The sequence below is a fragment of the Pseudacidovorax sp. NFM-22 genome (assembly GCF_021401245.1).
Classification (GTDB): Bacteria; Pseudomonadota; Gammaproteobacteria; order Burkholderiales; family Burkholderiaceae_C; genus Xenophilus.
The window spans coordinates 329344-349865 of sequence record NZ_JACBFY010000003.1; the positions used below are offsets into that span (position 1 = coordinate 329344).

Annotated in this window: 20 protein-coding genes; 9 read left to right on the top strand and 11 right to left on the bottom strand. The window is 70.7% G+C overall.

All coding sequences use genetic code 11. From position 1 onward, the window contains the following. Positions 1–166 precede the first annotated feature (166 nt). Positions 167–682, top strand: coding sequence for a glycine zipper 2TM domain-containing protein (locus L0984_RS12540; protein WP_234194394.1), 516 nt, complete (start codon positions 167–169; stop codon positions 680–682). Positions 683–770: 88 nt separating this feature from the next. Here L0984_RS12540 and L0984_RS12545 read toward each other — a convergent pair whose 3' ends face one another. Then, positions 771–1295 (bottom strand): FKBP-type peptidyl-prolyl cis-trans isomerase, encoded by a 525-nt coding sequence (locus tag L0984_RS12545; protein ID WP_043117948.1) that lies wholly within the window; start codon positions 1293–1295, stop codon positions 771–773. Positions 1296–1312: 17 nt separating this feature from the next. Here L0984_RS12545 and L0984_RS12550 point away from each other — a divergent pair, with 17 nt between their 5' ends. The 3 genes from L0984_RS12550 (at position 1313) to L0984_RS12560 (ending at position 4622) form a co-directional block, all read left to right on the top strand. Next, entirely contained in the window at positions 1313–2440 is a 1128-nt protein-coding gene (locus L0984_RS12550) for a JmjC domain-containing protein (RefSeq protein ID WP_234193904.1), read from the top strand. After that, a complete protein-coding gene (locus tag L0984_RS12555) occupies positions 2430–2924 on the top strand; it encodes a hypothetical protein (protein WP_234193905.1) in 495 nt (164 codons plus the stop codon). Before L0984_RS12550 ends, L0984_RS12555 begins: the two co-directional genes overlap by 11 nt. Before the next feature lie 213 nt (positions 2925–3137). Next, positions 3138–4622, top strand: a complete 1485-nt coding sequence (locus L0984_RS12560) for a putative bifunctional diguanylate cyclase/phosphodiesterase (protein ID WP_234193906.1) — start codon at positions 3138–3140, stop codon at positions 4620–4622. Positions 4623–4667: 45 nt separating this feature from the next. Here L0984_RS12560 and L0984_RS12565 read toward each other — a convergent pair whose 3' ends face one another. The 6 genes from L0984_RS12565 to L0984_RS12590 all read right to left on the bottom strand — a co-directional run bounded on the left by L0984_RS12565 (position 4668) and on the right by L0984_RS12590 (position 9536). Beyond that, positions 4668–5447: an MBL fold metallo-hydrolase gene (locus L0984_RS12565; protein ID WP_234193907.1), complete on the bottom strand. Its 780-nt coding sequence runs from the start codon at positions 5445–5447 to the stop codon at positions 4668–4670. 3 nt (positions 5448–5450) lie between these two features. After that, the gene (gene bamC, locus L0984_RS12570) at positions 5451–6539 is read right to left on the bottom strand and encodes an outer membrane protein assembly factor BamC (protein WP_234193908.1); all 1089 of its coding nucleotides are present in this window, start codon (positions 6537–6539) and stop codon (positions 5451–5453) included. Positions 6540–6657: 118 nt separating this feature from the next. After that, a complete protein-coding gene (gene dapA, locus L0984_RS12575) occupies positions 6658–7584 on the bottom strand; it encodes a 4-hydroxy-tetrahydrodipicolinate synthase (protein ID WP_370645991.1) in 927 nt (308 codons plus the stop codon). 1 nt (position 7585) lies between these two features. Continuing rightward, on the bottom strand, positions 7586–8179 hold the full coding sequence (locus L0984_RS12580) for a class I SAM-dependent methyltransferase (protein WP_234193909.1): 594 nt from the start codon (positions 8177–8179) through the stop codon (positions 7586–7588). Beyond that, on the bottom strand, positions 8176–8325 hold the full coding sequence (locus L0984_RS12585; protein WP_234193910.1) for a hypothetical protein: 150 nt from the start codon (positions 8323–8325) through the stop codon (positions 8176–8178). Before L0984_RS12585 ends, L0984_RS12580 begins: the two co-directional genes overlap by 4 nt. Continuing rightward, positions 8322–9536: an MFS transporter gene (locus tag L0984_RS12590; RefSeq protein WP_234193911.1), complete on the bottom strand. Its 1215-nt coding sequence runs from the start codon at positions 9534–9536 to the stop codon at positions 8322–8324. Before L0984_RS12590 ends, L0984_RS12585 begins: the two co-directional genes overlap by 4 nt. A gap of 129 nt (positions 9537–9665) precedes the next feature. Between L0984_RS12590 and L0984_RS12595 the strand changes: the two genes are divergently transcribed. From L0984_RS12595 to parC, 4 genes are all read left to right on the top strand, one after another. After that, positions 9666–10250: a Uma2 family endonuclease gene (locus L0984_RS12595; protein WP_234193912.1), complete on the top strand. Its 585-nt coding sequence runs from the start codon at positions 9666–9668 to the stop codon at positions 10248–10250. A 68-nt stretch (positions 10251–10318) separates the two neighbouring features. Continuing rightward, positions 10319–12295, top strand: a complete 1977-nt coding sequence (locus L0984_RS12600) for a DNA topoisomerase IV subunit B (protein ID WP_234193913.1) — start codon at positions 10319–10321, stop codon at positions 12293–12295. A gap of 194 nt (positions 12296–12489) precedes the next feature. Beyond that, positions 12490–13473, top strand: a complete 984-nt coding sequence (locus L0984_RS12605; protein ID WP_234193914.1) for a lytic transglycosylase domain-containing protein — start codon at positions 12490–12492, stop codon at positions 13471–13473. A gap of 203 nt (positions 13474–13676) precedes the next feature. Next, positions 13677–16046 carry a DNA topoisomerase IV subunit A gene (parC, locus tag L0984_RS12610; RefSeq protein WP_234193915.1) on the top strand — a complete coding sequence of 790 codons (2370 nt, stop codon included), beginning with the start codon at positions 13677–13679 and terminating at the stop codon, positions 16044–16046. Positions 16047–16127: 81 nt separating this feature from the next. Here the strand turns inward: parC and L0984_RS12615 are convergent, their stop codons facing one another. The 4 genes from L0984_RS12615 to L0984_RS12630 are packed head-to-tail and all read right to left on the bottom strand — an operon-like array spanning position 16128 to position 19389. Continuing rightward, on the bottom strand, positions 16128–16898 hold the full coding sequence (locus L0984_RS12615; protein ID WP_234193916.1) for a glycosyltransferase: 771 nt from the start codon (positions 16896–16898) through the stop codon (positions 16128–16130). Beyond that, positions 16895–17530 (bottom strand): class I SAM-dependent DNA methyltransferase, encoded by a 636-nt coding sequence (locus L0984_RS12620; RefSeq protein ID WP_234193917.1) that lies wholly within the window; start codon positions 17528–17530, stop codon positions 16895–16897. Before L0984_RS12620 ends, L0984_RS12615 begins: the two co-directional genes overlap by 4 nt. Positions 17531–17551: 21 nt before the next feature. Then, the gene (locus L0984_RS12625) at positions 17552–18337 is read right to left on the bottom strand and encodes a PIG-L deacetylase family protein (RefSeq protein ID WP_234193918.1); all 786 of its coding nucleotides are present in this window, start codon (positions 18335–18337) and stop codon (positions 17552–17554) included. After that, entirely contained in the window at positions 18334–19389 is a 1056-nt protein-coding gene (locus L0984_RS12630) for an acyl-CoA dehydrogenase (RefSeq protein ID WP_234193919.1), read from the bottom strand. The genes L0984_RS12625 and L0984_RS12630 overlap by 4 nt, the downstream gene beginning before the upstream one ends. A 204-nt stretch (positions 19390–19593) precedes the next feature. On the opposite strand from L0984_RS12630, the gene L0984_RS12635 reads away from it, so the two are divergent. Continuing rightward, positions 19594–20487 carry an NAD(P)-dependent oxidoreductase gene (locus L0984_RS12635; protein ID WP_234193920.1) on the top strand — a complete coding sequence of 298 codons (894 nt, stop codon included), beginning with the start codon at positions 19594–19596 and terminating at the stop codon, positions 20485–20487. The last annotated feature ends 35 nt before the right edge of the window (positions 20488–20522 follow it).

Sequence of the window (20522 nt, forward strand, 5' to 3'; positions counted from 1 at the left end):
GCATCTCCCAGAAGTTGTTTCGGCTGTGAGCAAGGGTGCCTTCCAGAACCTTTGCCGCGCGTCCGCCTCCAATCCCCGAGGTGGGCGGTCGCGCGCGACGCCGCATGGTGCGGCGGCGCAGCCGATCAGCCGAGGGCAGGCCCGCCTGTCGAGGATCCATACCATGATTCACAACAAGATTCGCTCCCTGGCCGTTCCGGCCGTTGCCCTGAGCGCCGCCGCGCTGCTCGCCGGCTGCGTGACGCCGGTGCCGGTGTACCAGACCCGCTATCCCTATCAGCCCGCCGCGGCGCCGGTGTACCCGGCGGCCCCTGCCTACAACCAGGCCGTGTATGTCGAAACCGGCATCGTCGCCAACATCGAGGTGTTGCGCAGTGAGACGCCGCCCGTGGCGCCTTCGGGTGGCGGCGCCGTGGTGGGCGGCCTGGTGGGCGGCGTGCTGGGCAACCAGATCGGCCATGGCTCCGGCCGCGCGGCGGCCACCATGCTGGGCGTGGTGGGTGGCGCGCTGGCCGGCAACGCGGTCGAGGCACGCAATGGCGCCGGCCGCGTCTACGAAAGCTATCGCGTCTCGGTGCAGATGAGCAATGGCAGCTACCGCAGCTTCGATGTGCCCAGCCCTGGCGACCTGCGCATCGGCGACCGGGTGCGCATCGACGGCGGCCAGATCTCGCGCTACTGATCGCACCTGAATGCACAAAGGCCGGCCCCTCGGGCGCCGGCCTTTGTGCTTCATGGCACGCGTCGTCGCGACGCGGCCAATAAGGCGCTCAGTGCAGCGAGTCGCTGCCCGGCGCCATCGGCGCGAAGCGGAAGAAGCCGGTGCCGGCGGTACCGCGGCCGATCTCTTCCTCCGTCGCTTCGCGCACCGCATTGACGGTCAGGTCCAGCCGCAGGGCGATGCCGGCCAGCGGATGGTTGCCGTCCAGCACTAGGTGCTCGGGGTAGATCTCGGCCACGGTGTAGAGCACGTTCTTCGGCATGTCCGGATTGACGCCGGAGGGCAGGGCGGCGCCGTCGAAGCTCATGCCTTCTTCCACTTCCTTCGGGAACAGCGCACGCGGCTCAAGGAAGAGCAGGTGTTCGTCGAAGTCGCCGAAGGCCTGTTCGGGCTCCAGGTGGAGTTGCACGCGGGCGCCAGGGCCATGGCCTTGCAGGGCCGTCTCGATCGCATCGAAGAGGTCGTCGCCGCCCACCAGGAATTCGACGGGCTCGGTGAGCACGTCCAGGGTTTCGCCAAGGGTGTCCTTGAGGGTCCAGGTCAGGGCGACCACGCATTGGGGGGTGATTTCCATATGAGAATTCTCCCACCATGCCCCTGACACAACGATTGCCCCTGCTCGGAGGACTGAGCGCCGACACCTTCATGCGCCGCCACTGGCAGAAGAAACCCCTGCTGGTGCGCCAGGCGCTGCCGATGACCGCCCCGCCGATGTCGCGCGCCCGCCTGTTCGACCTCGCTGGCGAGGAGGGCGTGGAATCCCGCCTGGTCACCCATGACACCCGCCAGGGCTGGCGCCTGCGCCACGGCCCCTTCGCCCGGCGCAGCCTGCCGCCGCTGGGCCGCCCCGAATGGACGCTGCTGGTACAAGGCGTCGACCTGCACGACGACGACATCCACGCGCTGCTGCAACCCTTCCGCTTCCTGCCCGAGGCCCGGCTGGACGACGTGATGATCAGCTATGCCAGCGATGGCGGCGGCGTCGGACCGCACTTCGACAGCTACGACGTCTTCCTGCTGCAGGTGAGCGGGCGCCGCCGCTGGTCCTGGGGCCGACAGAAGGACCTGACGCTGCGCCCCGGCCCCCCGCTGAAGATCCTGGACCATTTCGAGCCCGAGGACACCCAGGTGCTCGAACCGGGCGACATGCTCTACCTGCCGCCGCGCTATGCCCATGACGGCGTCGCCGTGGGTGGCGACTGCATGACCTGCTCCGTAGGCCTACGCGCGCCCGCGCAGACCGAACTGGCCTCCGACCTGCTCATGCGGCTGGGCGACATCGTTTCCGACGACGAGGCGCCGGGCCGGCGCTATGCCGACCCCGGCCAGCCGGCCTCCCAGTCGCCGGCCGCCATCCCCGAGGCGCTGCAGGCCTTTGCCCGCGACGCCGTGCAGAAGGCGCTGGCCCAGTCCACGCGCATCGACTGCGCGCTGGGCGAGTCCCTGACCGAGCCCAAGCCCAACGTCTGGTTCGATCCCGGCGAATGGCCGGAGCGCGTCGAGGCCGTGCGGCTCGACCGGCGCACCCGCATGCTCTACGACGCGCGCCATGTCTTCATCAACGGCGAAAGCCTGCTGGCCGGCGGCCGCGATGCGGTGCTGATGCGCCGGTTGGCCGATCGCCGCGAACTGGGTTCGCGCGAGCTGGCCAAGGCCAGCGCCGAGGCCCTGGCCCTGCTGGGCGACTGGTGCGAAGCCGGGTGGGTGCATGCCCGATGAGCTGAGGCTCAGCGCGGGCCCCTTCGACGGGCCCACGGCCTTCGCCGACCGGCTGCGCGAGGCCTTCGCCGCGGCGGCGGAAGAGGCCTGGCCGGCGCTGTGGTGCGCCGATGCCCAGTTCGCCGACTGGCCGCTCGGCGAGGCCGCGGTCATCCAGGCGCTCCAGGCCTGGGCCGGCAGCGCCCGCCGCCTGCGCCTGGTGATGCGCGACGACCGGCTGCTGCGGGAGCGCCATCCGCGCTTCGTCGCCTGGCGCCAGCGCTGGGACCACATCGTCCAGTGCCGGATCTGCGCCGACCGCGATGCCGCCGACCTGCCCAGCGGGCTGTGGACGCCGGGCTGGACGGTCGAGCGGCACGATCCCGTGCTCAGCCGCGGCAGCAGCAGCGGTGCGCAGGCGGCCGTGGAGTCGCTGCGGCATCGCATGGACGATGCCTTCGCGCGGGGGCGCCCTGGTTTCCCGGCCTCCATCCTGGGCCTCTGAACCGCTTACGGCGACGGGTGACGGCCGCCAGAGCCGTCGGTTCAGGCGCGCGTAGGCCGGGCGACGTGCGCGTCAGCGACACAGTCTGTTCACATTAAATGCGACATAAGTTGTAAATTGTTGATAAATGTAGACACGCTTCGGCCCGGCTGATCGAAAGTGACGATCATCCGGGTGACTCCCTGACGTCCTTCCGTTTCGCCTGTCCTTCCGATGAAAGTCGCTGCCTTCGACGAGGTTTCGCTCGGCCTGATCGGATTGAGCCTGCTGGCCGCGCTCGTCGCGCTGCTGCTGATGATGCGAGAGCGCTGGAAGTCGGCGGGCATCCGGCGCGAACTGCAGGCGGTTTCGCTGCAGAAGCATGAGCTGGAGTGGGGCGACGCCCTGACGGGCCTGCGCAACCGCAAGGGGCTCGATGCTTCGCTCGACGATCTGGCGGATGTCGGCTCTCACGGGGTCGTCGTGGTGCTGCTGGACCACTTCCGGCGCATGCGGCAGGCCTTTGGCCAGGAATTCGGCGACTTCATCGTCAAGCTCGCCGCCCAGCGCCTGTCGGGCTGCCTGCCGCCGGGCGCGACGGCCGCGCATCTTGAAGGGGGCGAGTTCGCGCTGGCGATCCCCGGCAACCGGGCCGACCTGCTCGAAGTGGCCGAGCTGGCGTTCGAGCAACTGGCGTTGCCGGTGCAGTCCGCCAAGGGCCAGGTGATCCTGGTGGCCTCGCTGGGGGTGGCCATGGCGGGCGCTCCGGAGGATCGCGGCCGGCTCATCGAATTCGCCTCCCTGGCCGCCGAACGTGCGGGCGCCGGGCTCAATGGCGAGGGCAAGGTCTGCGTCTACGACCCCGCCTTCGCCGAAGAGGCGCGAGCGCAGGCCTTCTTCGTGAACGACCTGCGCGCGGCGGTGGAGAACAAGGAGCTGCGCCTGCTGTTCCAGCCCAAGGTCGATGCCCAGTCGCTGCAGATCACCGCGGCCGAGGCGCTCCTGCGCTGGCAGCATCCGGTGCGCGGCAACGTGGCGCCGGCCGTGTTCGTGCCCATGGCGGAGTCCGCCGGCCTGATGGGCATGCTGGGCCGGTGGGTGATCGAGGAATCCTGCCGTGTGGCCGCCTCCTGGCGGGCGATGGGGCTGCGCATGCGCGTGGCCGTCAACATCTCCGCACTGCAGATGCAGGAGGAAGACCTGGTCGACCACATCGCCCAGTGCCTGGAGCGCCACGGCCTGCAGCCCAACCGCTTCACCTGCGAGATCACCGAGTCGGTGGCCATGCAGCACACCGACACCGCCACGGCCACCTTCGAGCGCATGCGCTCGCTGGGCCTGCATGTCTCCATCGACGACTTCGGCACGGGCTATTCCAGCCTCGCCGCCCTGCGGCGCCTGCCCGCCTCGGAGTTGAAGGTGGATCGCGCCTTCGTGGCCGACCTCGAGCACAGCGAGGACGCGCGCTCCATCGCCGCGTCCATCGTCAGCCTGGGCAAGGCGCTGAACCTGAAGGTGGTGGCCGAGGGCGTGGAGACGCAGGGCCAGTGCGAGCTGCTGATGCTGATGGGCTGCGACGAGCTTCAGGGCTTCCTGTTCTCGAAGCCGATCTCGGCTGAGGAAATGACCGGCATGATCAACAGCGGCAGCGCCGACGGGCCCGAATCCCTGCCGTTCAGCGAGTCGCTGTTCATGAGTACCCGGCTCTCTGGCCTGTGAAGCGGTACCCGCGGGCCGGAGGCGCCCGGTGGCGGTCCTGAAGACTCAGGCGTCGAGCCAGGGCGAGCCCTCGGCGGCGTCGGCCGCCAGCATCTCGTGGGCGGCGGCGCCGAGCGCCTCGGCCATGGCCTGGCGTACCAGGTCCGGCCGGTTGTTCTGCTCCGACAGATGGGCCGCCACCACATGGCGCAGGCCGCCGTGGTTCACGGCCCGGGCGATCTCGGCCGCCGCGGTGTTGGACAGGTGCCCGTAGTTGCCCCCGACGCGGCGCTTGAGGAAGGGCGGATAGCGCGACTGCGACAGCAGCGCCACGTCGTGGTTGAACTCCAGCAGCAGGGCGTCCACGCCGGCCAGCCGGGCCATGACGTGGGCGCTGGCATGGCCCAGGTCCGTCAGAACGGCGAGAGTGCGCGCCCCGTCGGTGCAGCGCAGCTGGAGGGGCTCGCGGGCATCGTGGGGCACGGTGAAGGGCTGGACCTGCAATTCGCCCACCTCGATGGCCTCGCCATCGCGGGCCAGGTGCAGGCGCCCCGCATAGTCGGGGGCGCCCGTCGCCAGCCAGGTGCCTTCGCTCATCCAGACATCGATGCCTTCGCGCTGCGACAGCGCATGGGCGCAGCCGATGTGGTCGCCATGCTCGTGCGTGACGAAGACGGCATCGATGTCGCGCGCCTGCAGGCCTTCGCGCGCCAGCCGCTGGTCGAGCTGGCGCAGGTTGAAGCCGCAGTCGATCAGCAGGCGCGAGGTGCGCGACTCGCTGCGCACCTCCACCAGCGTGCCGTTGCCGCTGCTGCCGCTGCCGAGGCTGCGAAAGCGCAGCGCCACGCCTTACTTCAGGTCGTCGGCCAGCACGCGCACGATGCGCTGGGCGTTGTCCGACTTCTCCGGCGCACCGGCCTCGTTCAGCACCGTCACCGTGCTCTTGTCGCCTTCCGACTGCACGCGGATGCGGTACTTCATCGGCGCCTCGGTCTTGCTGTCGCGGCTGAAGAGCTTGCCGAAGATGCCGGGTTCCTTGCGGTCGGGGTTGGGCGTCACGTAGCGCACGTAGTAGACGCCGGCCGAGCGGTCGCGGTCTTCCACGGTGAAGCCCGTGCGGTCCAGCGAGAGGCCGACCCGGCGCCAGGCGCGGTCGAAGCCGTCGGCCACCTGCAGCACCGGCTGCCCGTTGACGTTGCCGATGGTGGCCGCGCGGGCCTGGGGCGCAGCGGCCACGGAAGCGGCCGCGGCGCGCGACTGCTCCTGGGTCACGCCGAGCTTGACCATCAGCCGGCGCAGGAACTCGGTCTCGAGTTCGGGGTCCACGGCGCGCGGCTGCCAGATGGTCTGGTCCTGCCGCTGGTTGGTGTAGACCTCCTGCATGCCGCGGTGACTGATGTAGATCTCCGTGCCCTTCGAGGTGCGTTCCATGCGGGTGCGGAAGCGGTCCAGCTCGCCCGTGGAGTAGACGGAGTCGATCACCTTGCCCAGCATGGAGCGGATCGGATCCTGCGGCAGCTTGGCCCGGTTCTCGGCCCAGTCGGTTTCCATGATGCCGAGGTTGCGCTGTTCGCTGGTCAGCAGGAAGCCGTTCTCCATCCAGAAGTCGCGCACCGTGTCCCACAGCTGCTCGGGCGGGCGGTCGACCACGATCCAGCGCTCGTTGCCGGCGCGCTCCATGCGCACGTCGCCGATCTTGTCGACGGCCGTGGGAATGCCCGGGGCGTTGGCACGGCCGGCCTCATAGGCGTTGGCCGAGACGACGCCGCCCGGGATGGCGTAACGGTTGTCGCGCGAGAGCTGGGTCAGGTCGGGTGGCACCTCCAGCGTGGGGGCCTTGCCGGCGCTCTTGTAGTCGATCTTGTCGGACTCCAGGACGGAGCACGCGGCCAGACTGGTGGCCAGGGCCAGCACGGCGAATCGCAAAGGGGTGTTCAAGTCGTCTTCCTTCGGCGAAGAGAGGGGGGTAATCAGGCGGCCCGTCGAGGCGACGGCAGCCGCATGGGACAGATGGAGTGCCCGGGCGGCAAAAGGTTGCCGAATCTTGAGCTTTGTGTCAGCCGGACACCAGGCCGCATTGGCGCAGGGCGTCTTCGACCGCGGCGTGCTGGGAACCGGCCAGAGGCGTCAGCGGCAGGCGCAGTCCGGCACCGATGCGGCCCATGCGCTGCAGCGCCCACTTGACGGGAATCGGGTTGGGCTCGACGAAGAGCGCCCGGTGCAGCGGCAGCAGCGACAGCTGGATCTCCATGGCCCGGCGCGCATCGCCGGCGATGGCAGCCACGCACAACTCGTGCATCTGGCGTGGCGCGACGTTGGCGGTAACGCTCACGTTGCCATGGCCGCCGCAGAGCATCAGCGCCACGGCGGTCGGATCGTCGCCGGAATAGATGGAGAAGCCCTTGGGCGCCTCGCGGATCAGCCACTGCGCACGTTCGATGTTGCCGGTGGCTTCCTTGATGCCGACGATGCCGGGCACCTGGGCCAGGCGAAGCACCGTGTCGTGGGCCATATCGGCCACCGTGCGGCCGGGCACGTTGTACAGCACCATCGGCAGGTCGCCGACGGACTCGGCGATGGCGCGGAAGTGCTGGTACTGGCCTTCCTGCGTGGGCTTGTTGTAGTAGGGCACCACCTGCAGCTGCGAATCGGCGCCCACGCCCTTGGCGTAGCGGGCCAGTTCGATGGCTTCGCGGGTGGAATTGGCGCCACAGCCCGCCATCACCGGCACGCGGCCGGCGGCCTGCTCGACGGTGACGCGGATGATCTCGCAGTGCTCTTCGACGTCCACCGTGGGCGATTCGCCCGTGGTGCCGACCACGCCCAGGCAGTCGGTGCCCTCGGCGATGTGCCAGTCGATGAGCTTGCGAAGCGCGTCGTAGTCGACGCTACCGTCTTCATGCATCGGCGTGACGAGCGCGACGATGCTGCCAGTCAGTTGCTCCAAGGGACTCTCTTTGTCGGTGAACGCGGAACCGCGGATTCTAGCCAGCGACCTGGGAGGGACCGAGGCGATGTCGCGCAAGGGTTTCTTCGGGCCGGGGCCGGACGGCGGCAATGCGCTGCACGAAGCGCTCGGGCGAGGGCAGGAAGCCGTCTTCGTAGGCCACCACCCGCAGGCCGGCGCTGGCGGCGATCAGCTCGCCCGGCGCGAGCAAAAAGTCGGGCCGCGAGGGGCGCCCGACGGTTTCGTTGCCGGCCGCGAAGGTCTCGTACAGCAGCACGCCGCCGGGCGCCACGGCCGCCACGATGCGGGGCAGCAGGGGGCGCCAGAGGTAGTTCGTGACGACCACGGCGTCGAACTGGCGCCCCTCGAAGGGCCAGGGGCCGTCCTCGATGTCGGCCTGCACGATCTCGGCGCCGGCCTGTGCCAGGGGCGCCAGGGCGGCGATGGCCACCGGATCGCGGTCCACGCCCGTCAGCGCATGGCCCAGGCCCTGCAGCCAGAAGAGGTGCCGGCCCGCCCCGCAGGCCACATCGAGCACCCGTCCGCCCGCGGGAATGAGATGGGCCCAGCGCTGCACCCAGGGCGAGGGCGGCGCCAGGGGCTGCGGCGGCTGCGGGCCTGTCGTGCTCATCCGAAGCAGGTCCAGATCTGGTTGCCCAGCATCACCAGGAAGTCCGGCTGCGCATACAGCAGGAAGACGCCCGTGAGCGCCACGGCAGCGATGCCCCAGGCCCCCATGCGGCGGCCGAGCGCGGCGGGGTCGCGGCGCTGCTTCATGCCGGCTGCAGCCCGCGCCGCTCGATGGCGCGCTCGTTGACGGGCAGATTCACCAGCGCCGCGAAGATGCCCAGCGCGATGGCGATGTACCAGACGATGTCGTAGCTGCCCGTGCGGTCGTAGAGGTAGCCGCCCAGCCAGACGCCGAGGAAGGAGCCCACCTGGTGGCTGAGGAAGACGAAGCCGCCCAGCATCGACAGATGCGCCACGCCGAAGATCTGGGCAATGATGGCGTTGGTGGCTGGCACCGTGGACAGCCACAGCGCACCGATCACGGCCGAGAACACATAGACCGAGGTCGGCGTCAGCGGCGCCAGCAGGAAGAGGCTGATGGCCACCGCCCGTCCCAGGTAGATGGCGGCCAGGATCTTGCGCTTGGCGAAGCGCTGCCCCAGCATGCCCGCGCTGTAGGTGCCGATCACGTTGAACAGCCCGATCAGCGCCAGCGCGTAGCTCGCCACCTGGGGCGCCAGGCCGTGGTCCTTGAGGTAGCTGGGCATGTGCACGCCGATGAACACCACCTGGAAGCCGCAGACGAAGTAACCCGCCATCAGCAGCACGAAGCTGGGGTAGCGGAAGGCCTCGGCCACGGCCTGGGCGATGGTCTGCTCGCGCCGGCCCGCGCCGGTCGTGTGGGCCGGCTCGCGCAGCAGGAAGGCCAGCGGCACGATCAACAGTGCCAGGGCGGCCAGCGCCAGCAGGGCGTTCTTCCAGCCCAGTTGCAGGATCAGTTGGCCCTCGACCGGCACCATGAAGAACTGGCCGAAGGAGCCGGCCGCCGCCGTCACGCCCATGGCCCAGGAGCGCCGTTCCGCCGGCAACTGGCGGCCGATGACGCCGTAGATGACGGCGTAGGTGGTGCCCGCCTGCGCCATGCCGATCAGCACGCCCGCCGTCAGCGCGAACACCAGGGGTGTGGGCGAAAGCGCCATGCCGGCCAGGCCGGCGGCATAGAGCACCGCCCCCATCAGCAGCACGCGGAAGGCGCCGAGCTTGTCGGCCAGCATGCCGGCGAACACCCCGGCCACGCCCCAGGCCAGGTTCTGGATGGCGATGGCCAGCGAGAAGGTCTGGCGCGTCCAGCCCTGCTCCTGCGTGATGGGCTGCAGCCACAGGCCGAAGCCGTGGCGGATGCCCATGGACAGGGTCACGACCATCGCGCCGCAGATCAGCACCTGGCGCGTGGAGAGGTTGGAGGCAGGGGAGGACATGGAAGCGGGCGTCTCTTGCTGAGTGTTGTGATCTATTGCGGCCCGCGAGGGGCGCGGCGCATTGTCGGCGGTCTGTCCGCACCTTGCTGTCGCTAGCATCGCGGCGGCTCGACGATCAGGGAGAAGAACATGGCACAGCCATCCAGCACGCCGCGCATGACGGAGGCGGACTATTTGGCCTGGGAATCGACCCAGGCACGACGGCACGAGTACGTGGAAGGCCGCGTCTACGCGGTGCACGACGAGGCCGAACCGGCCCCCGCCGACGCCGCGGACCCGCGCGCGGCGGTGGCGCTGAACCTCGCGGCGGCGCTGCGCGCGCATCTGCGCGGCACCGCATGCCGTGTCCATCGGGGGGAGCTGCGGCTGTACCTGCCCGGTGCGGCGGCCTATCTGTACCCCGACCTGGTGGTCAGCTGCCCGGGCGCGGCCCGCGAAAGGCGGGTGCCGGCCGCCGAGCCGGTGTTCATCGCCGACGTGCTCTCCCCCGGGACCGGCAGCCTGTACCCCGGGGTGCGCTTCACGCATTACCGCGGACTGCCCTCGCTGCGCGAATACCTGCTGATCGACGCCCATCGCCGTGGCATCGACCTCTACCGCAAGGGCGCCGACGGCCTGTGGGCCTTGCAGCAATGGGCGCCGGGCGAGGCGGTGCCGCTCGCCAGCCTCGACCTGCGCCTGCCCGCCGCCGCGCTGTTCGCCGGCCTGCCCTGAGGCGGCTTCCCGCAGGGGCTGGATGGGCATCCAGTCCAGGCCATGGGTCGTGACTACAATCCGCCGCCATGGCAACCCCCAGCAAGACGCCTTCCGGCTACTCGGAAGGTTCCATCCGCGTCCTCAAGGGCCTGGAGCCCGTCAAGCAGCGGCCGGGCATGTACACCCGCACCGACAACCCGCTGCACATCATCCAGGAAGTGATCGACAACGCCGCCGACGAGGCGTTGGCCGGTTTCGGCAAGAAGATCAAGCTCACGCTGCACACCGACGGCTCGGTCAGCGTCGAGGACGACGGCCGCGGCATTCCCTTCGGCCTGCATCCCGAGGAAAAGGCCCCGGTCATCGAGCTGGTCTACACCCGGCTGCACGCCGGCGGCAAGTTCGACAAGGGCCAGGGCGGCGCCTACAGCTTCTCGGGCGGCCTGCACGGCGTGGGCGTGTCGGTGACCAACGCGCTGTCCACGCGGCTGGAAGTCGTCTCGCACCGCGAGGGCCAGGTGGCCCGCCTCGTCTTCGGCGCCGGCGACGTGATCGAGCCGCTGCAGCTACGCGCACAGGGCAGCGGCGACCGCAGGCAGGGCACCACCGTCCGCGCCTGGCCCGACGCCAAATACTTCGAATCGGCCGCCTTCCCCATGGGCGAGCTCACGCACCTGCTGCGCAGCAAGGCGGTGCTGATGCCCGGCGTGGCCGTCAGCCTGACGGTCGAGAAGAGCGGCGAGACGCAGCAGTGGCTCTACAAGGGCGGCCTGCGCGACTACCTCATGCAGACGCTCACCGCCGATCCGGTGATCCCGCTCTTCGAGGGCGCCGGCCATGCCGACAGGAACACCGAGACCTTCGCCGAAGGCGAGGGCGCTGAATGGTGCGTCGCCTTCACCGAAGAAGGCCAGCCGGTGCGCGAGAGCTATGTCAACCTGATTCCCACCAGCGCCGGCGGCACGCACGAGAGCGGCCTGCGCGACGGCCTGTTCAATGCCGTCAAGAGCTTCATCGAGCTGCATTCGCTGCTGCCCAAGGGCGTCAAGTTGCTGCCGGAGGACGTCTTCGCCCGCGCCAGCTACGTGCTGTCGGCCAAGGTGCTCGATCCGCAGTTCCAGGGCCAGATCAAGGAGCGGCTCAATTCGCGCGACGCGGTGCGGCTGGTCTCCAGCTTCGTGCGGCCGGCGCTGGAGCTGTGGCTCAACCAGCACGTCGACTACGGCAAGAAGCTGGCCGAACTCGCCATCAAGGCGGCGCAGACCCGCCAGCGCGCCGGCCAGAAGGTCGAGAAGCGCAAGGGCTCCGGCGTGGCCGTGCTGCCCGGCAAGCTCACCGACTGCGAAAGCCGCGACATCGGCCACAACGAACTCTTCCTGGTCGAGGGCGACTCCGCCGGCGGCAGCGCCAAGATGGGCCGCGACAAGGAATGCCAGGCCATCCTGCCCCTGCGCGGCAAGGTGCTCAACACCTGGGAAGTGGAGCGCGACCGCCTGTTCGCCAACACCGAGATCCACGACATGTCCGTGGCCATCGGCGTCGATCCGCACGGCCCCAACGACACGCCCGACCTGTCGGGCCTGCGCTACGGCAAGGTCTGCATCCTGTCCGATGCCGACGTGGACGGCTCGCACATCCAGGTGCTGCTGCTCACGCTCTTCTTCCGTCACTTCCCCAAGCTGATCGATGCCGGCCATGTGTACGTGGCGCGGCCGCCGCTGTTCCGCGTCGATGCGCCCGCCCGCGGCAAGAAGCCGGCCGCCAAGTTCTACGCGCTGGACGAGGCCGAGCTCACCGCCATCCTCGACAAGCTGCGCAAGGACGGCGTGGCCGAGGGCAAGTGGAGCATCAGCCGCTTCAAGGGCCTGGGCGAGATGAGCGCCGAGCAGCTGTGGGAGACCACGCTCAACCCCGACACCCGTCGCCTGCTGCAGGTGCGCCTGGGTCGGCTGGACTTCAGCCACACGCAGGGCGAGATCACCAAGCTCATGGGCAAGGGTGAGGCCGCCGCCCGCCGCGAGCTGATGGAACTGCGCGCGGACGACGTAGAGATCGACGTATGAGGGCCATGGCCGTCGCCAAGGGGCTTTCTTCGCTCCTCTCCCCGCTGGGGAGAGGTGGGGTGAGGGGCCGCGGGCGTTCGATGGACCGGGGCGTTGGCTTGGGCGGTGAGGCTGTTCAAGTTCTTGGGGGCGATGGGGCGCGCCGGTGGGTGCTGGCCCCCACCCCAACCCTCCCCCAGGGGGGGAGGGGGCGGATGCGGGCGCTCGGCCTTGCAGTGGGTGCGCTCTTCGTCGCCGCCTCCGCCCATGCCGCCCTCTACGGCTACACCGACGAGCGCGGCGTGGCCCACTTCTCGGCCGAGAAGCTCGATGCCCGCTACCAGCTGGTGCTGCGTGACGACACGGCCGGCAGGTTCGGTGCCGACGACGCGGTGCCGGCCGAGGCGGCGCAGGCGCTGCAGCAACTGCTGACCCGCCGCACCGGCGCCGCCGCGAGCGGCACCGTCTACGGCTACCTCGATCCCCAGGGCCAGCCGCATTTCGCCGACACCCGGGCCGATGAGCGCTACGAGCTGATCGTGCGCGACGGCGAGGTCCTCAACAGCCGCTGGAATCCCATCGACCGCCGCCGTCCGCTGCCCCCCGTGGCCATGCCCAATGGCGAGCCGCCGCGCAAGGGCCTGCTGGCGCTGGTCGAAAAGCCGCCGCTCTCGCCCGCCGCGCAGACGGCGCTGCGCGAGGCCGCCCGCAAGCACGGGCTGGACGAATCGCTGCTGCACGCGCTGATGGCCGCCGAATCCGGCTTCGACATCGACGCCGTCTCGCCCAAGGGCGCCGTCGGCCTGATGCAGCTGATGCCCGCCACCGCCGAGCGCTATGGCGTGCGTGCCGACGCCAAGCAGACGGTGGCCCACAAGCTGACCGACCCGCGCATCAACATCGCCGCCGGCAGCCGCTACTTCAGCGACCTGCTCAAGATGTTCGACGGCAGCATGGAACTCGCCCTGGCCGCCTACAACGCGGGCGAGGGTGCCGTGCAGCGCGCAGGCCGCCGCATTCCCGACTACCGCGAGACGCAGAACTACGTGAAGACGGTGATGCAGCTTTATGCGCACCTCAAGCCCTCGGCCTCCTCGCGCGTGCTCACGGCCAGCGTGAACCGCGCCGGCAAGCCCGCCACGCGCGTGCGCATGGAAATTGCGCCGCCCTCTGCCGAGCGCGACGCCGGCGCCGAGTAGTGCGCCATGACCGATGCCGGCCTGCCGCTCGGCAGGATGCTTCGCGCACCGAGGCCGCAGGCCCGGTGGCCGCGGAGGCGATGGCCCCCTTCACGCTGATCCCGCCCTTCTGCGCCGCCCACCCGTAGCAGAACGCAAACCACCCCAACGACCGACGGCTGCCTGATGCAGCCGCCCGCCAGAACCCGACTTTCCGCAAGACGATGGACGACGACACCCAAGCCCCCCAGGCCCTGGCCGAGCCCGAGGACCCGAACAGCCTGACCCTGGCCGACTACGCTCAGACCGCCTACCTCGAATACGCCCTGAGCGTGGTCAAGGGCCGCGCGCTGCCCGACGTGTGCGACGGCCAGAAGCCGGTGCAGCGGCGCATCCTGTACTCGATGTCGCGCATGGGGCTGGGCTTCGGCGGTGCCAACGGCACCGTCGGCGCCAAGCCGGTGAAGAGCGCGCGCGTGGTCGGCGACGTGCTCGGCCGCTTCCACCCGCACGGCGACCAGGCGGCGTATGACGCGCTCGTGCGCATGGCGCAGGACTTCGCCCAGCGCTATCCGCTGATCGACGGCCAGGGCAACTTCGGCAGCCGCGACGGCGACGGCGCGGCGGCCATGCGCTACACCGAGGCCCGGCTGGCGCGCATCACCTCGCTGCTGCTCGACGAGATCGACGAGGGCACGGTGGACTTCGTGCCCAACTACGACGGCTCCACCGACGAGCCGCGTCAGCTGCCGGCGCGCCTGCCCTTCGTGCTGCTCAATGGCGCCAGCGGCATCGCTGTGGGTCTGGCCACCGAGATCCCCAGCCACAACCTGCGCGAGGTGGCTGACGCCTGCGTGGCCATGATCAAGGCCAATGGCCAACTGAGCGACGAGGAACTGTTCGCCCTCATCCCCGGCCCCGACTACCCGGGCGGCGCGCAGATCATCAGCAGCCCCGCCGACATCGCCGACGCCTACCGCACCGGCCGTGGCTCGCTCAAGGTGCGCGCCCGCTGGAAGATCGAGGAACTGGCCCGCGGCCAGTGGCAGGTGGTGGTCACCGAGCTGCCGCCGGGCGTGAGCAACCAGAAGGTGCTCGAAGAGATCGAGGAGCTGACCAACCCCAAGGTCAAGGCCGGCAAGAAGGCGCTGACCACCGAGCAGCAGCAGGTCAAGGCCGCGCTGCTGGCCGTGCTGGACGCCGTGCGCGACGAGTCCAGCAAGGACGCGCCGGTGCGCCTGGTGTTCGAGCCCAAGACCTCGCGCATTCCGCAGGAGGAGTTCATCGCCACGCTTCTGGCGCAGACCTCGCTGGAGACCTCGTCGTCCATCAACCTCACGCAGGTGGGCCTGGACGGCAAGCCGACGCAGAAGTCGCTGCGCCAGATGCTGGAAGAGTGGATCGCCTTCCGCGCTCGCACGGTCGAGCGGCGTTCGCGCTACCGGCTCGACAAGGTGCTGGACCGCATCCACATCCTCGAAGGCCGGCAGCTGGTGCTGCTCAACATCGACGAGGTGATCGCCATCATCCGTGCGGCGGAAGACCCGAAGGCCGCGCTGATCGCCCGCTTCAAGCTCAGCGACCGGCAGGCCGAGGACATCCTCGAAATCCGGCTGCGCCAGCTGGCCCGGCTCGAAGCCATCAAGATCGAGCAGGAGCTGGCCAAGCTGCGCGACGAGCAGAAGAAGCTCGAAGAGATCCTGGGCAGCCCGGCCGCGCTGCGCCGCCTGCTGGTGAAGGAGATCGAGCACGACGCCAAGACCTTCGAGGACCCGCGCCGCACGCTGATCCAGGCCGACAAGCGCGCCGTGGCCGAGGTCAAGGTGCTGGACGAGCCGGTGACGGTGATCGTGTCGCAGAAGGGCTGGGTGCGCACGCAGAAGGGCTGGAACCCGGAAAAGGGGGACTACGCCTTCAAGGCCGGCGACAGCCTGTACGGCGCCTTCGAATGCCGCACGGTCGACACGTTGCTGGTCTTCGGCACCGCCAAGGGCGGCTCGGTGCGCGTCTACACCGTGCCGGTGGCCAGCCTGCCCGGCGGGCGCGGCGATGGGCAGCCCGTCACCACCATGATCGAGCTGGAGGCCGGCACGCAGGTGGCGCACTTCTTCGCCGGGCCGCCGACGGCGCAGCTGCTGCTGTCGAGCACCGGCGGCTTCGGCTTCATCGCCGCCATCGAGCACATGATGTCCCGCCACCGCAGCGGCAAGGCCTTCATGGACGTGGCCGAGGGCGACCAGCTGTGCCGCCCCAGCGTGGTGGGCGGCGCGGCCGGCACCGAGCCCTTGCCCGCCGCCACGCACGTGTGCTGCGTCGCGAGCGACCGGCAGATCCTGACCTTCGACATCGCCGAACTCAAGCTGCTGCCCAAGGGCGGCCGCGGCCTGACGCTGATGGACCTGGCGCCCAAGGCGCGCCTGGCGGGTGCGGCGGCCTACACCCGCAGCATCCGCATCGAAGGCGACTTCCGCGGCAAGCGGCGCGACGAGCAACTGGACATCCGAACGCTCAACAACGCCGGCGGCACGCGCGGCCGCAAGGGCAAGCCGGGTTCGTTCACCTTCACGCCCGACTGGGTCCAAAGGGTTCTGTGATGGGTGGTATCGACTTCAGCACCCTCGGCCTGGTGCTCGGCGCCGTGGCCGGCCTCGTGAGCTTCTGGCTCGGCCGCAAGCTCAGCGCGCGGCGGCGCGAGCGCAAGCGGGAGAAGGAAGAAGCCGCGCGCCGAGCGACGGAGACACGTCAGCAACGTCGGGCACGGGAACGGCGGGCAGGACCTCGCTGAGGCTGCGCGCCATCGCCAGCAGCGTGTCGCCGAAGCCGCCGCGCGCACGCGCCTGCGGGCGGGCGCTGGTCCACACGCGGGGCAGGGCGCTCCAGGCAATGCGGGCGCCGGTGCGCGCCAGTGCGTCCACCAGCGCCACGTCCTCGCTGCAGTGCAGCGGGGCAAAGCCGCCGGCGCGCCGGTAGGCCTCGGCACTCACGCCCAGGTTGGCGCCATGGATGTGGCGGTGACCGTCGGCATCGCGGTAGTGGTGGTCGAAGTGGGCCTGCAGCCGGTCGGCCAGGGGGCCGTGCGCCGACCAGTCGTCCACGGCCACGCTGCCGCACACGGCGTCGGCCCGCAGCGCCAGTTGCGCGGCCAGCCAGCGCGTATCGACGCGCGTGTCCGCATCGGTGAAAGCCAGCCAGCGCGCGCCCGCGGCCAGAAGCCAGTCGGCGCCGGCCGCCCTGGCCGTGCCGACGTTGCGTGCCTCGATGGGCAGCGTCCAGGCGCCCGCATCGCGGGCGAGCCGCGCCGTGTCGTCGGCACAGGCGTCCAGCACCACCACCACGCGCACCGCCTCGCCCTGCAGGTCCGGATGGGCGGCTGCGACGCGCACGGCGGCCAGCGTGGCGGCGATGTGGGCCTCCTCGTCGTGGGCTGGAATGGCCACACCGATCAACGCACGCCCTCCTGCTGCGCCACGGAGCGGCGCTCGCGCTGCCACACGTGCAGCAGGAAGTCGTCCTCCTCGTGGCGGACGACGCGGTACAGGCCCAGACCTTCCAGCACGCGGTGCACTTCGGCGGTGGCGGTGCGGCGGCCCTCGAAGTCCGGCCGCCAGTCGCAGGCCACCAGCACGCCGTCGGGCGCCAGCGTGGCGGTGCAGCAGTGCGCCACGCGGGCCACGTCGATACGGGGCAGGAAGTAGCTCACTTCGCTGAGCACGATGAGGTCGAAGCGCTCGGCCGTCGGCCAGTCCTGCGGCAGCGTGCGCTGTTCGACCCGCACATGGGCCTGGCCGGAGAGGCGCTTGGCGGCCGTGGCCACCGCACGGGGATGGAAGTCGCTGCACAACAGCGCGTCGCAACGCGTGGCGAGCGCGGCGCTCAGCTCGGCGGCGCCGCAGCCGGGCTCGTAGGCGCGCCGGAAGCGCGGGCGGGGCAGGGCGGCCAGCAGCACGTCGCGCTTGCGGCGCTCGTACCAGCGGGTGCGCAGGCCGTAGGGGTCGTCCTGCTGCGCATAGATGTCGTCGAAATAGCGCTGCCCGCTCTCGGCGTGATCGGCGGTGGGATGGGCATGGAAGGAGGACATCACAAGCGGCTTTCCGGACTCTCAGGGCAGGAAGAACACCTCGAAGGGACGATTGGCACGCGCCACGGTCGTGGCCCGCAGCACGGGCCCGGCCCCGGTGCTCGGGTCCGGCGCCAGCTGGCTCGCGAAGGCGCGCATGGCCGCCTGCTTGCGGCGCGCGATGGCGGCCGGCAGGGGCAGGCGCTGCGCGCGCGCCCAGGGCATGCGCGCGTCGCCGGGGCGGGCCCAGTGCCAGGCCCACACGGGTGCCTGCAGGCAGCGGGCGCCCACGGCGCGGGCCGCCTGCGCGGTGGCACGGCCAGTGGCTTCGTGGTCGGGATGGCCGTCGAACTGCCAGGTGGTGATGACCACGTCGCGCGGACGCAGCACCGCCTGCAACTGGCGGGTGAGCTCCGCCTCCTGCGCGGCGAGCCCGCCGTCGGGCAGGCCCAGGCGCACCAGCGCCTGCGGATGCGCGCCCAGCGCCGCCAGCGCGGCCAGCGTCTCGCGCGGACGCTCCGCGGCCAGGCGCTCGGCGGGCCACAGGCGCGAGGCCGGGTGACTGGCTGCGCCATCGGTGACGGCCACCAGCGCGATGGAGCGGCCGATCTGCGTCGCCAGCGCCAGCAGGCCGCCCGCGGCCAGCACTTCGTCGTCGGGATGCGGTGCCACCACCACGGCCCGGGCATCGGCCGGCACCAGGTCGCTGAACTGCGCGAAGGGCACGGCCGCCAAGCGGCTGCAACGGGCCCACTGCCATTCGGGCGTACCTTCACCCGGGCCGATGTGGCGGGTGGCAGGCGCTTCGGCCACGGCGGCGCCGTTCACAGCGCGCACCAGCCGCCGAAGGCGGCGGGCGTCCCGTCGTCGGCCAGAAGGGCCAGCGTGCCCAGCCCCGCTTCGTCGCGCTCGGCATGGCTCTGGCGCATGAACACGGGCAGGTCGGCCATCAGGCGCGCCAGACGGGCGTCGGTGCACAGCGGGCCCGCGCCCAGCGCGCGGCCTGCGTGCTGCATCACCGTGCTCGCCGCATGCTCGACGGCAAGCCGTGCGCGCAGGGCGGTGGCCTGGGCGTCGTCGGTGGGATGGGTGTCGATCCACGAAGCGCTTTCGCGCAGCAGCGCCGCGCAGGCGCACAGCAGCGCTTCGGCCGCGCCCAGATGCGCCTGCTGGTGGGCATTAGGCCGGCCCTGGCGCAGGTGCTTGCGCATGCGCGCCGCCACGGCGGCCGCGGCACCCCACCAGCAGGCGGCGATGCCCGCGCCGCCATGCCAGAAGCCGGGTCGGTTCACGTAGTCGCCCGGCGCGCCCACGGGCGTGGCGAGCACGCCGTCGAAATCCACCTGGGCCGTGTCCGTCGGGCCCATGCCCACGGCGTGCCAGTGCTGGCTGCCGATGGTCACGCCCGGTGCGTGCATCTCCACGGCCGCAAGCCCGGGCTGGCCATCGTCGTACCAGCCACTCACCAGCGCATGGGTGAGCTGCCGGGCGCCCGAGCACCAGGCCTTGGGCCCGTGCAGCCGCAACTGGCCGCCCGGCGCCTGTTCGAAGCGCAGCCGGGCGCTGGGTGGTTCGGCGCACCAGGTGCCCCACAGGCTGCCTTCGGGGCGGGACGGACCGCGCAGCTCGTCCAGGATGGCGAGCGCGTCGGTGTGGCCTTCGTACAGCTTGGCGAGATTGAGGTCGTGGCCTGCCACTGCCGCCAGCCATTGCCAGCGCAGCAGCGTGCTGCCATGGCCGGGCAGGGGCAGCGCGTCCAGCCCTTGGCCGACCAGATGGTCCAGCGTCAATGCGGCCGTGCCCGAGTCTTCCACCAGCCGGCCGAGTACCCGCTCGGGCGGTTCGGCCAGGGGCGACGAGGAAAAGAAGGCATCGGTCATCGCGCTGGACACTAAGTTCTGGCACGCGCTGGCCGGGTCGGTCCGCGCGGGCGGCGCTGGTCGGTGCGGGCGCGCTGGCGGTGTAGGCGCGGGTGCGGTCGCGCTGCCCGCTTCAGTGCGCGACGGGGTGCGGGCGGGCGACCCCGCACAATGGCGGGCTGCGACTTTTTCTCGTCGCCCTGCATCCCACTGGAGATCCTCCGCATGAACCCCCTTCGCCTCGGCATGATCGGCATCGGCCTGATGGGCCACGGCATTGCCACCAACCTGGTGAAGCACGGCCACCAGCTCACCGTGCTGGAGCACCCGGGCAACCAGCCCCTCGACGCCCTGCTGGCCGCAGGCGCCCGCACGGCGGCCACGCCCGCCGCGCTGGTGGCCGACGCCGATTACGTCATCCTCTGCGTGACCGGCTCGCCGCAGGTCGAGGCCGTGCTCGTGGGCGATGGCGGCCTGCTCAAGGCCATCAAGCCCGGCACGGTCATCATCGACTGCTCCACATCCATCCCCGATTCGACGCTGCGCATGGCCAAGGCCGTGCAGCAGGCCGGCGGCCGCTTCCTGGACGCGCCCATGACCCGCACGCCCAAGGAAGCCGCCGAAGGCCGGCTCAACCTGCTGGTCGGCGGCGATGCGGCGCTGTTCGACGAATGCCGCCCGCTGCTGGCCTGCTTTGCCGAGAACATCACGCACGCCGGCGGCGTCGGTGCCGGCCACGGCATGAAGCTGCTGCACAACTACGTCTCGCTGGGCTCGGTCGCGCTCATTGCCGAAGCCGCCGCCTGCGCGCGGCGTGCAGGCGTGTCGGCCGACGTCTTCGTCGACGTGCTCGCCAAGGGCGGCGGCGGCGGCGTGGCGCTGGAGCGGCTCAAGCCCTTCATCCTGAACAGCGACACCAGCGGCCTGCGCTTTGCCATGTCCAACGCGCAGAAGGACCTGGGCTACTACACGCAGATGGCCCACGGCTTCGACGCTGCGCAGCGCATTGCCGAGGCCGTCTATGGCACCTATGCCGGCGCCGTGGAGCAGGGCGGCGTGCAGCGCCTCGTGCCCGAACTGGTCGCGTTGCTGGCGGAGTCTGGCGGCAAGGCACGCTGAGCTGTCGGCAGCATCGGAAACGGCCAGAAAACGCT

What these genes read in the sequence shown, in the direction of transcription:
- L0984_RS12545 (WP_043117948.1), bottom strand. Translation starts at nt 1,295, where the DNA reads ATGGAAATCACCCCCCAATGCGTGGTCGCCCTGACCTGGACCCTCAAG.
- L0984_RS12550 (WP_234193904.1), top strand. Translation starts at nt 1,313, where the DNA reads ATGCCCCTGACACAACGATTGCCCCTGCTCGGAGGACTGAGCGCCGAC.
- L0984_RS12555 (WP_234193905.1), top strand. Translation starts at nt 2,430, where the DNA reads ATGCCCGATGAGCTGAGGCTCAGCGCGGGCCCCTTCGACGGGCCCACG.
- L0984_RS12560 (WP_234193906.1), top strand. Translation starts at nt 3,138, where the DNA reads ATGAAAGTCGCTGCCTTCGACGAGGTTTCGCTCGGCCTGATCGGATTG.
- L0984_RS12580 (WP_234193909.1), bottom strand. Translation starts at nt 8,179, where the DNA reads ATGAGCACGACAGGCCCGCAGCCGCCGCAGCCCCTGGCGCCGCCCTCG.
- L0984_RS12585 (WP_234193910.1), bottom strand. Translation starts at nt 8,325, where the DNA reads ATGAAGCAGCGCCGCGACCCCGCCGCGCTCGGCCGCCGCATGGGGGCC.
- L0984_RS12590 (WP_234193911.1), bottom strand. Translation starts at nt 9,536, where the DNA reads ATGTCCTCCCCTGCCTCCAACCTCTCCACGCGCCAGGTGCTGATCTGC.
- L0984_RS12595 (WP_234193912.1), top strand. Translation starts at nt 9,666, where the DNA reads ATGGCACAGCCATCCAGCACGCCGCGCATGACGGAGGCGGACTATTTG.
- L0984_RS12600 (WP_234193913.1), top strand. Translation starts at nt 10,319, where the DNA reads ATGGCAACCCCCAGCAAGACGCCTTCCGGCTACTCGGAAGGTTCCATC.
- L0984_RS12605 (WP_234193914.1), top strand. Translation starts at nt 12,490, where the DNA reads ATGCGGGCGCTCGGCCTTGCAGTGGGTGCGCTCTTCGTCGCCGCCTCC.
- parC (WP_234193915.1), top strand. Translation starts at nt 13,677, where the DNA reads ATGGACGACGACACCCAAGCCCCCCAGGCCCTGGCCGAGCCCGAGGAC.
- L0984_RS12620 (WP_234193917.1), bottom strand. Translation starts at nt 17,530, where the DNA reads ATGTCCTCCTTCCATGCCCATCCCACCGCCGATCACGCCGAGAGCGGG.
- L0984_RS12630 (WP_234193919.1), bottom strand. Translation starts at nt 19,389, where the DNA reads ATGACCGATGCCTTCTTTTCCTCGTCGCCCCTGGCCGAACCGCCCGAG.
- L0984_RS12635 (WP_234193920.1), top strand. Translation starts at nt 19,594, where the DNA reads ATGAACCCCCTTCGCCTCGGCATGATCGGCATCGGCCTGATGGGCCAC.